At 71.6% G+C, this 9,533-nt stretch carries 11 protein-coding genes; all 11 read left to right on the forward strand.

Translation table 11 applies throughout. The features are described 5' to 3' along the window. Nucleotides 1-24: 24 nt before the first annotated feature. Nucleotides 25-528, forward strand: a complete 504-nt coding sequence (locus tag ACZ4TR_RS43145; RefSeq protein WP_465294103.1) for a SigE family RNA polymerase sigma factor — start codon at nucleotides 25-27, stop codon at nucleotides 526-528. Then, nucleotides 525-1,208 carry a hypothetical protein gene (locus ACZ4TR_RS43150; RefSeq protein ID WP_465294105.1) on the forward strand — a complete coding sequence of 228 codons (684 nt, stop codon included), beginning with the start codon at nucleotides 525-527 and terminating at the stop codon, nucleotides 1,206-1,208. Before ACZ4TR_RS43145 ends, ACZ4TR_RS43150 begins: the two co-directional genes overlap by 4 nt. Nucleotides 1,209-1,320: 112 nt before the next feature. Next, entirely contained in the window at nucleotides 1,321-2,049 is a 729-nt protein-coding gene (locus ACZ4TR_RS43155; protein WP_329050620.1) for a DivIVA domain-containing protein, read from the forward strand. 551 nt (nucleotides 2,050-2,600) lie between these two features. Next, nucleotides 2,601-3,203: a YceD family protein gene (locus ACZ4TR_RS43160; RefSeq protein WP_465294107.1), complete on the forward strand. Its 603-nt coding sequence runs from the start codon at nucleotides 2,601-2,603 to the stop codon at nucleotides 3,201-3,203. Between the two features lie 70 nt (nucleotides 3,204-3,273). Further along, nucleotides 3,274-3,456, forward strand: coding sequence for a 50S ribosomal protein L32 (gene rpmF / locus ACZ4TR_RS43165; RefSeq protein WP_013223689.1), 183 nt, complete (start codon nucleotides 3,274-3,276; stop codon nucleotides 3,454-3,456). A gap of 13 nt (nucleotides 3,457-3,469) precedes the next feature. Continuing rightward, nucleotides 3,470-4,219, forward strand: a complete 750-nt coding sequence (rnc, locus tag ACZ4TR_RS43170; protein WP_465294109.1) for a ribonuclease III — start codon at nucleotides 3,470-3,472, stop codon at nucleotides 4,217-4,219. Between the two features lie 90 nt (nucleotides 4,220-4,309). Continuing rightward, the gene (locus tag ACZ4TR_RS43175; RefSeq protein ID WP_465294111.1) at nucleotides 4,310-5,665 is read left to right on the forward strand and encodes a chondroitinase-B domain-containing protein; all 1,356 of its coding nucleotides are present in this window, start codon (nucleotides 4,310-4,312) and stop codon (nucleotides 5,663-5,665) included. A gap of 43 nt (nucleotides 5,666-5,708) precedes the next feature. Beyond that, nucleotides 5,709-6,566, forward strand: coding sequence for a bifunctional DNA-formamidopyrimidine glycosylase/DNA-(apurinic or apyrimidinic site) lyase (gene mutM, locus ACZ4TR_RS43180; protein WP_465294113.1), 858 nt, complete (start codon nucleotides 5,709-5,711; stop codon nucleotides 6,564-6,566). Between the two features lie 58 nt (nucleotides 6,567-6,624). Continuing rightward, a complete protein-coding gene (locus ACZ4TR_RS43185; protein ID WP_364522830.1) occupies nucleotides 6,625-7,059 on the forward strand; it encodes a helix-turn-helix domain-containing protein in 435 nt (144 codons plus the stop codon). Nucleotides 7,060-7,580: 521 nt separating this feature from the next. Further along, complete coding sequence (locus tag ACZ4TR_RS43190; protein WP_465294115.1) at nucleotides 7,581-8,150, forward strand: hypothetical protein; 570 nt, start codon at nucleotides 7,581-7,583, stop codon at nucleotides 8,148-8,150. Beyond that, entirely contained in the window at nucleotides 8,147-9,331 is a 1,185-nt protein-coding gene (locus ACZ4TR_RS43195; RefSeq protein WP_465294117.1) for an MAB_1171c family putative transporter, read from the forward strand. The genes ACZ4TR_RS43190 and ACZ4TR_RS43195 overlap by 4 nt, the downstream gene beginning before the upstream one ends. Nucleotides 9,332-9,533: the final 202 nt, after the last annotated feature.

Here is a 9,533-nt window from a genome sequence, read left to right on the forward strand (position 1 = left end):
CGGAACCAGGACGAGGGAGGCGCGATGCGCGCTGAGGACGACGCGGACTTCCGGGAGTTCGCCCGGGCACGGGCACTGGCACTGAGACGCACGGCGTACCTGCTCTGCGGCGACTGGCACCTGGCCGAGGACCTGGTCCAGAACGCCCTGGTCAAGCTGTACCGGGTCTGGCCGAAGATCACCCGCCGCGGGCCGGTCGACAACTACGCCCGGCAGGTCCTCCTGCGCTGCTGGCTCGACGAGCGGCGACGGCCGTGGCGGCACCGCGAACGCCGTGACGGCGTCGTGCCCGAGCAGCCCTCGTCCGCGCCCGAAGCCGGCATCTCCGCGCCGCTCCTGCGCGCCCTCGCCGAAGTCCCGCCGAAGCAGCGCGCCGCCGTGGTGCTCCGCTACTGCGCCGACCTCCCGGCCGCGGACGTCGCGGAAGTGCTGCGCTGCTCGGAAGGAACCGTCCGGAGCCAGGCCGCGCGCGGGCTCGAGACCCTCCGCGGCGTCCTCGAACGCAGCACGGAAAGGAGCACGTGGTGACCGACCTCCAGACCCGCCTGCGGGACGTCGACCTCGACGAGCCACCCCTCGGTTTCGACCCGGACGTGGTCGCCGACCGGGCGGCCACGCGGTCGCGTGCGCGTGCCGCCGGGATCGCGGTCACGGTCGTCGCGTGCGCTGCCGTCGCGGCGGCGTTCCTCTTCGGCCCCGGGCCCGCTCCCGTGTCCCCGGCCCACGGCCCCGTGCCGCCGTCGCTCGCCGAGCAGTCCCGGCTCCGCCTGGCCCTCGCCGACGCGGTCACGCGGGCGCTGCCCGGCGTCCACGACCTGACCTTGGGCCGGTCGCCGGCGGACAGCATCGGCCCGGACCGGATGAGCGTGACGGCCGAATTCGTCGACGCGAGCGGGCGGCCCGGCAACTTCCAGCTGACCGTGCGCGGGACGGGAGCCGCGCACGAGGTCGTCCCGGCCGGCCGGCTCTGCACCGCGCCCGGCTCGCAGTCGCGCTGCGTCCGGCTCCCGCAGCCCGGCGGCGGCGTCCTCGTGCTGTCCGAACTCGTCTACCGGGACGGGAACGGCGCTCCCGTGCGCGACGGCGTCACCGGGTTCCTGTACCGCCCCGACGGCTCGACGGTGATCGTGACCGGCGGCCTCGGCTACCCCCTGACCGACGAGCAGCTCACGAAGGTGATCACCGATCCGGCCTTCGCGCTGCCCTAGGGACGCCGGCGCCGGGCGTGGTCCCGGGGGACACGCCCGGCGCCGGTGGCGTTCACCGGTTCCGCGGGGAGAACGGGCAGACTGGTCCCAGCGACAGGGGATTGGAGTTGCCGTGTACCGGGTTTTCGAGGCGCTCGACGAGCTCGTCACCATCGTCGAGGAGGCGCGCGGCGTCCCGATGACGTCCAGCTGCGTGGTGCCCCGCGGCGACGTCCTCGAACTCCTCGACGACGTCCGCGACGCACTGCCGGCGGAGGTCGACGACGCGCAGGACGTGCTCGACAAGCGCGACGACCTGATCCACGCCGCCCGCAAGGAGGCGGGGGAGACGGTCGCCGGCGCGAACGCCGAAGCCGAGCGCGCGATCGCCGACGCGACCGACGAGGCCGAGCGCATCCTGGCCGACGCGCGCGCCCGCGCCGAGCAGATGCTCGCCGACGCGCACGACCAGGCCGACCGCACGGTCGCGGCGGGCCAGGCGGAGTACCAGAACCTCACCGACCGGTCCCGCGCCGAGTCCGAGCGCATGATCCAGGCCGGCCGCGACGCCTACGACCGAGCCATCGAGGACGGCCGCGCCGAGCAGGGCCGCCTGGTGGCGCAGACCGAGGTGGTCCAGGCGGCGCACGCGGAGTCGGCCCGCATCGTCGACGAAGCCCACGCCGAAGCCGACCGCCAGCGCGCGGACTGCGACGCGTACGTGGACGGCAAGCTGGCGGAGTTCTCGGAGCTGCTGGCAACGACGCTGCGGACGGTCGATTCGGGCCGCAACCACCTGCGTTCCCCGGCGAACCTGCCGAGCTCAGGCGGGCGCCCGACGCTGTACGACTACCAGGTGTGACGAGGATCTCGACCCCGCTGTCCTGACCGCCGGGGCGAGTTTCGCGACACCGAACCCCGGCGAAGCCCGGTTCGGTGTCGCCACCGCCTCGGCAGGTGGCCGCCTCGACCACCGCAGCCGGATTCAAGTGTCTTGAATGACTCATTCAAGACGTTTGCCCGGGACATCACACCCGTCGACCCCTGCCAGCGGGCAGCCAGGCCGGGCGACTTGGCCGGAACTCTGCCAGGAGGGCAGGGGCTGACCGGTGGGGCGAGCCGTCCGCGAATGGCCAGCTCACTAGGGTCGGTGCCGTCCAGGTAGCTCCTCCGATGCCGTGAATGACCCATTCATGTCGTCCGACGAGGTAAATGAGTCATTCACGGGACCTCGCCGCGCCGGACCCGCCGTGCGCCCCGCCGAGCGCCACGAACGCCCCCTTCACGGCGCCTCGCCGCACCGCACCGCCTCCGCAAACCCGAGCCCCCACCGCACACCGCTCCCCGCGTCCCGCCCGACCTGCGCGGGTGCCAGCGCAAAAGGTGTGGCGACCGGTGCGTACCCTGGTCTGGATGTCCGAGAACAAGACCCCCCAGCTCGACGACCGCAGCCCCTGGGTGATCGACACCCGTGAGCTCGGCCGTCACGCCGGCCTCAGCCGCGCGATCACGCGCAGCGTGCCGGTGGAGACGCCGCTCGGCGTCCCCGATGTCATCACCATCGACGCCGGCTCCGAGCTCAAGCTCGACCTGCTGCTCGAGTCCGTCGTGGAGGGCGTCCTGGTCAGCGGCACCGCCACGGCGACCGCGAAGGGCACTTGCGCGCGCTGCCTCGACCCGCTGACCGAGGAGATCGAGGTCGAGGTCCAGGAGCTGTTCGCCTACCCGGGCTCGGCCACCGAGGAGACCACCGACGAGGACGAGATCCCCCGGCTGATCGACGACCGCATCGACCTCGAGCCCATCGTGCGCGACGCCACCGTGCTCGCGCTGCCGCTGGCGCCGCTGTGCACCGAAGACTGCGCCGGGCTCTGCATCGAGTGCGGCGTCAAGTGGGCCGATCTCGAGCCCGGACACGGGCATGAGAAGATAGATCCTCGGTGGGCCGCACTGGTCGAGCGCTTCGACGAGAATGCGGGCGAGAAGCCTGCGCCGGGTCCCGCTGAGCAAGCCTGACGAGCGACCCAGCTCGTTGCGGAGGAAGTTCGCTCGCACCGCGAGCAGACCGTCATAAGGAGATCTACTCGTGGCCGTCCCGAAGCGGAAGATGTCGCGATCCAACACGCGCTCCCGCCGCAGCCAGTGGAAGGCGGCTCCGGTGCAGCTGGTGCCCTGCTCCAACCGCGCCTGCAAGCAGCCGAAGCTCCAGCACATCGCGTGCCCGTCGTGCGGCCAGCACAACGGTCGCCAGGTCGTCGAGCCCGCCTGATCGGGTAGCCGACATGGGGGGCAAGACGCCCGGGGGACCACCCGCCGATCCGGCGCCGTTGCTCGAAGCGCTCGGGGTCACACTCGACCCCGAGCGGCTCCGGCTGTCGCTGACCCACCGTTCGTACGCGTACGAAAACGGGGGGCTGCCGCCGAACGAGCGGCTGGAGTTCCTCGGTGACGCGGTGCTCGGCCTGGTCGTCACCGATCACCTGTACAACACGCATCCCGACCTGCCCGAGGGTCAGCTCGCGAAGCTCCGCGCCAGCGTCGTCAACATGCACGCACTGGCGCGGGTCGCGCGCGGGCTCGGCGAGGGCGGGCTCGGGGCGCACCTGCTGCTGGGCAAGGGCGAAGAGCTCACCGGCGGCCGGGACAAGGCGAGCATCCTCGCCGACGGCCTGGAAGCGGTCATCGGTGCCGTCTACCTCGAGCACGGCATCGAGATCGCGCGCAAGCTCGTGCACCACCTCTTCGACGGCCTGCTCGCCGAGGCTCCGCTGCGCGGCGCCGGGCTGGACTGGAAGACGAGTCTGCAGGAGCTGACCGCGTCGGCCGGCTTCGGCGTGCCCGAGTACAAGGTCGAGGACACCGGGCCGGACCACCGCAAGGAGTTCACGGCCACCGTCCTCGTCGCCGGCCGCCCGCTGGGCAACGGCACCGGGTCGACGAAGAAGGAAGCCGAGCAGAAGGCCGCCGAGACGGCCTGGCGCTCGCTGTCGGCCGAGCTCGAAGCCGAGAAGAAGGACGACACGGAGTCCTGATCACCGGGAACCTCCGTTGACGTTTCCGCCTGCCGCTCAGTAGCGTGGTGATCATCCGCCGCGCTCGTACTCACTGAGAGGTTCCGGCGGATGCGTCTGTTCTTCGTTCCCCTGCTCGTGGCGGCGCTCGTCGTCGTGCCCGGCCCGTCCGCGTCGGCGGCGCAGGTCCGCGTGACCTCGCTGCCGGCGCTGCAGTCCGCGCTCGACAAGGCGAACCCGGGCGACACGATCGTCTTGGCCGACGGCTCGTATCCGGCGGGCTCGACGCTCTCGATCAAGCGGTCCGGCACCCCTTCCGCGCCCGTGACCGTCGCCGCCGAGCACACCGGCAAGGCCACCATCACCGGCTCGAAGACGTTCGCCTTCGCGAGCGGCGTCTCGAACGTGGTCCTGCGGGGCTTCAAGTTCCGGGGCGGCGCGTCCCTGAGCGTCCCCGCCGGCGCGTCGCACAACCGCTTGACGCGCAACGACTTCCAGCTCACCGGCGACGGGAACTGGGTGACGGTCAGCGGTGACGACACCGTCGTCGACCGCAACGTCTTCCAGAACCGCACCAGCCAGGGCGTGTTCCTGCAGATCCTCGGGCCGTCCGGCGCCATGGCGAAGCGCGTCCACGTGCACCACAACTACTTCTTCAACCACCAGTTCGCGGGGTCCAACGGCGGCGAGTCGATCCGGCTCGGGCTGAGCGATCGCCAGTCCTACGCCGCGAACGCGCTGATCGAGAACAACCTCTTCGAGAAGGCCGACGGCGACAGCGAGGCGATCTCGGTCAAGTCGTCCGACAACGTGGTGCGGTACAACACGATCCGGGACAGCAAGGGGTACATCGTGCTGCGTCACGGCAACCGCAGCGTCGTCGAGGGCAACCTGCTGTTCGGGTCGGGCATCCGGTTCCACGGCAACGACCACAAGATCGTCAACAATCACGTCGCGAACTCCGGTGATCGCGCGATCGTGTTCGGCTCCGGCGACGAAGCCGACAGCGGGCCGTCGAGCAAGCTCCATGATCGACCTGATCGGGTGACGGTCGCCTACAACACGGTGCTGGGTTCGAAGAGCGTCATCGACGGCGACGGCGGCGACTTCAAGCCGAAGGACTGCGTGGTCGCGGACAACATCGTGCGGGGGACGTCCGGCACGCTCGTGACGCTGCCCAGCGGGTCGACGGTGAAGTACGAAGGCAACATCACCTTCGGCGGCTCGGCGGGGATCCCTTCTCGGTCGGTGGACCCGAAGCTGGTCAAGGACGCTGCCGGGCTGGACCGGCTGTCGCCGGGGAGCCCGGCGATCGACGCGGGCGCGGGGTCGTACCCGTTCGCCGCGAAGGACTTCGACCTGCAGGCCCGGTCGGGTGCCTTTGACGTCGGCGCGGACGAGTACTTCGCTTCGGGAGCGACGCGGGTTCCGCTGACGAAGGCAGACGTCGGACCGGCCGCACCCTGAGCGCCTTTTCAAAAGTGTCGTACCCGCCGGGCACAATGAACGCATGCCCGAACTCCCCGAGGTCGAAGTAGTACGCCTGGGCCTCCAGACGCACGTCGCGGGCCGGACCATCCGCGAGGCGGAGGTGCTGCACCCGCGCGCCATCCGCCGGCACGCGCTCGGCGCGCAGGACTTCGAGAAGCGGCTGGCCGGCACCCGCGTCGAGGCGGCGCGGCGCCGTGGCAAGTACCTGTGGCTGGAGCTGTCCGACAAGGAGGCGCTGCTGGCCCACCTCGGGATGAGCGGGCAGATGCTCGTCCAGCCCGAGGGCGCGCCGGACGAGAAGCACCTGCGGGTGCGGCTGCGCTTCGACGACGACGGGCCGGAGCTGCGGTTCGTCGACCAGCGGACGTTCGGCGGCCTGGCGCTCGACGACCTCAACGAGGTGCTGCTCCCGGACACGATCGCGCACATCGCCCGCGACCCGATGGACCCGGCGTTCGACCTCGACGCGGCGGTGCGCGCGCTGCGGTCGCGGCGCACCGAGGTCAAGCGGGCGCTGCTGGACCAGACGCTGGTTTCGGGCATCGGCAACATCTACGCGGACGAAGCGCTGTGGCGCGCTCGCCTGCACTGGTCCCGGCCGACGGAGAAACTGACGCCGGCGAAGGGCCGCGAGCTGCTGTCGGCGGCGTCGGACGTGATGAACGCGGCGCTGGGCGCGGGCGGCACTTCGTTCGACGCGCTGTACGTGAACATCAACGGGCAGTCGGGCTACTTCGACCGGTCGCTGGACGCGTACGGCCAGGAAGGGCTGCCGTGCCACCGGTGCGGCACGGCGATCCGGCGGGAGCCGTTCATGAACCGGTCGTCGTTCTCCTGTCCCCGCTGCCAGCCGCGCCCGAGGGCGAACTCGCGTTGATAAATGGTGTTCAGCTTTCAGCTAGGATGAATGTGCCTGGTAGCTGAGGGAGTGCATCGTGGTCAAGGAGCCCGGCAAGTCGACACTGGCCGACAAGATCGACCGGCTGTTCCACGTGGTCCGCAGGCCCGATCGGGAGCCGTACAGCAACGAAGAGGTCGCGAAGGCCTGCCGTGAGGCAACAGGCGAGAGCTTCTCGACGACGTACCTGTGGCAGCTGCGCACGGGCCGCCGCGACAACCCGACGAAGCGCCACCTCGAAGCACTGGCCCAGTTCTTCGGAGTGCCCCCGGCATACTTCTTCGACGACGAGCAGAGCACGAAGATCGCGGAGGAGCTGGCTTTGCTGGGGGCCCTGCGCGACGCGGGGGTGCGGGACCTGGCACTGCGAGCGGTGACGTTGTCGGCCGACGGGCTGGACACGATCAGCGACATGGTCGACGCGATCGCCCGAAGGGAGGCCGGTCGCAGCGGACCGAAGAGAGAGGGCTGAGGTGACGCCATCAGCGAATGCGGCACGCGAGCCGACTTCCGCTCCGGACGACGGGCGGGGCACCGGCCCGAGCTGCCGACCGGGCGTTGGTCACCTTGACCGGTCGGGTGTTGCCTTGAGCGGCCGGCTTGGCACCGCCCCGAGTTGTCGGGCGGACGTTGCCCTCGGCTGTCGGCCGAGTGCGACCTTGAACAGCCGGCTTGGCATCGCCCCGGGTTGCTGGGCGGTTGTTGATCGCCGCGGCCGGTCGGGTGTTGCCTTGAAGCGCCGGCCTGGCACCGCATCGAGCTGCCGATCGGGCGTTGCCCTCGGCTGCCGACCGGGTACCGCACTGCCCGCGCTACCAAGCGTTCCGTCGCCCCGCCGGCCGAGCGCTCCTGCCGGCCGCCGGTCGTTCGCCCCCATCACCATGGCCCGCCTGAAGTTCGCGCGGCCGATCTTGCTTCCCGCGCGTATCCCCGCCGCCGTCGTCGCGTTGAACCGGCCGGAGCCGTGGGGTCGCGGCGTGAGGGAGGGCTGACGTGGCGCGTACATCTCGGCGCCGGCGGGCGGGGCGCGTGCTGTGGAAGCGGGCCCGGGAAGTCGCCGATGCCGTCACCCTTCCCGAACCCTTCGATGCCGAGGCCTTCGTCGCGAGCCTGGCCACCGAGCGGGGGCGCCCCATCGAGCTCATGCCCGTCAGCGCTCCCGAAGGCGCTCCCTGCGGGCTGCTCATGAGCACCGACCGCGCCGACTACATCCTCTACCCGACCACCACCACCGCCCTGCACCGGCAGCACATCCTGCTCCACGAGGTCGGCCACCTGCTCTGCGGCCACACCGGCCCGGCCGGCGGCGCGGACGGTGTCGCGCTCGACGCCGCCGCCGGGCGGCAGCTCATGCCCAGCCTCTCGCCCGAGCTGGTCCGGCGCGTGCTCGGCCGCACCACCTACACCGAGGTCGAAGAGCGCGAAGCAGAGCTCGTCGCGAGCCTGCTCGCCCAGCGCGTCGTCCGGCCCGGGGAGCCGCGCGAACTCGCGCCCGACGTCCCGGACGGCGTGCGGCGCTTCGACTCCCTCTTCGGCGGCCGGGACCGCCGCCGGACGCTGTGATCGAGACCCTCGCCTACCACCTGTGCCTGGTCGGGTTCGCCGGGTTCGGGTACAAGCTCGTCGAGGCGCGCCGCAGCCAGCCGGTGCGCACCATGTGGTTCCTCGCCGGCTTCGGGATCTGCATCGCCACCGGCATCGGCGTGCTGACCCCCGCGATGGCGGCCCTCGCCGGCCCGGGCCCGGTGGCCGAGTGGGTCCTCAGCCTGGCCGGCGACGAGCTGAAGCTGGGCGCGATCGGCTTCGCCGTGGCGTTCACGCAGTCGGTGTGGCGCGGCGAAGGCGCCCGACTCGCTCCACACGCGCTGTTCACCGGCGCGACGATGGTGCTGCTCGCGGCGTGCTTCACGCTGTCGGAACCGCGGCGCGTCGGCGACGACACGGTCTTTCCGGACGCCGGCCTGCCCTTCGCCGTGGCCGACAAGCTCATCTTCCTCGTCTACAGCCTAATCAGCCTCGGCCTGCTGATCGCGGTGTTCGCGCGCAGCGCGTGGCACGCCGAGCCAGGCCCGCTGCGCACCGGGCTGTGGCTGCTGGTGGTCGGCGTGGGCGCGGCGTTCGCGTGGACGTTCTGGGACATCGACGACGTCCGCCGGCTCGCCGAGACCGCCCGGATCGGTGCTCGCGAGGACCTGCCGTCGTCGGTGCTCGCCGCGGCGACGATCGGTTTCGTGACGGCCGGCGCGACGCTCAGCGCGTGGTCGCCGGCGGTGTCGTCGGTGATCGGCCGGGTGCGGGCATACCGGGCGTACCGCCGCATCGAGCCACTGTGGACGGCGTTGCGCGCGGCGGTGCCGGGCATCGCACTGGACCCGGGCCGCGAGCTGACGGGCGGCGCCGAGTTCGCGCTGTACCGCAGGGTCATCGAGATCCGTGACGGTCACCTGGCGCTCCGAGCCCACTTCGACCCGGACCTCCCGGCCCGAGCGGAGACGGCGGCCCGCCGGGCGGGAGTCCCGGAAGCGGAGCTGGCCCCGACGGTGGAGGCGGTGACCCTGGCCGCGGCGATCGAAGCGGGTCGCGAGGGAAGACGCTTCGAGCCGGGACGGGCCGAGCCCGGCCACCTCGCAGAGGCGGAAGCGGACGCGGACGTGGTGGCGGAAGCGGCATGGCTGGTCCGGGTGAGCCGCGCCTGGCAGCGCGGCGCGGTGGTGGAACGGGTCAAGGAGGGCGCGCTCGGCTGAGCGCCCCAATGTGGCGTTGGGTGCGCCGGACGCACCGAACGCCGCATTGGGTGAGCCGGACGCACCGAACGCCACTTTGGGTGCGTGGCATGCACCGAACGCCACTTTGGGTGCGTGGCATGCACCGAACGCCACTTTGGGTGCGTGGCATGCACCGAACGCCACTTTGGGTGCGTGGCATGCACCGAACGCCACTTTGGGT

It is taken from the genome of Amycolatopsis sp. NPDC028719, from assembly GCF_055565395.1.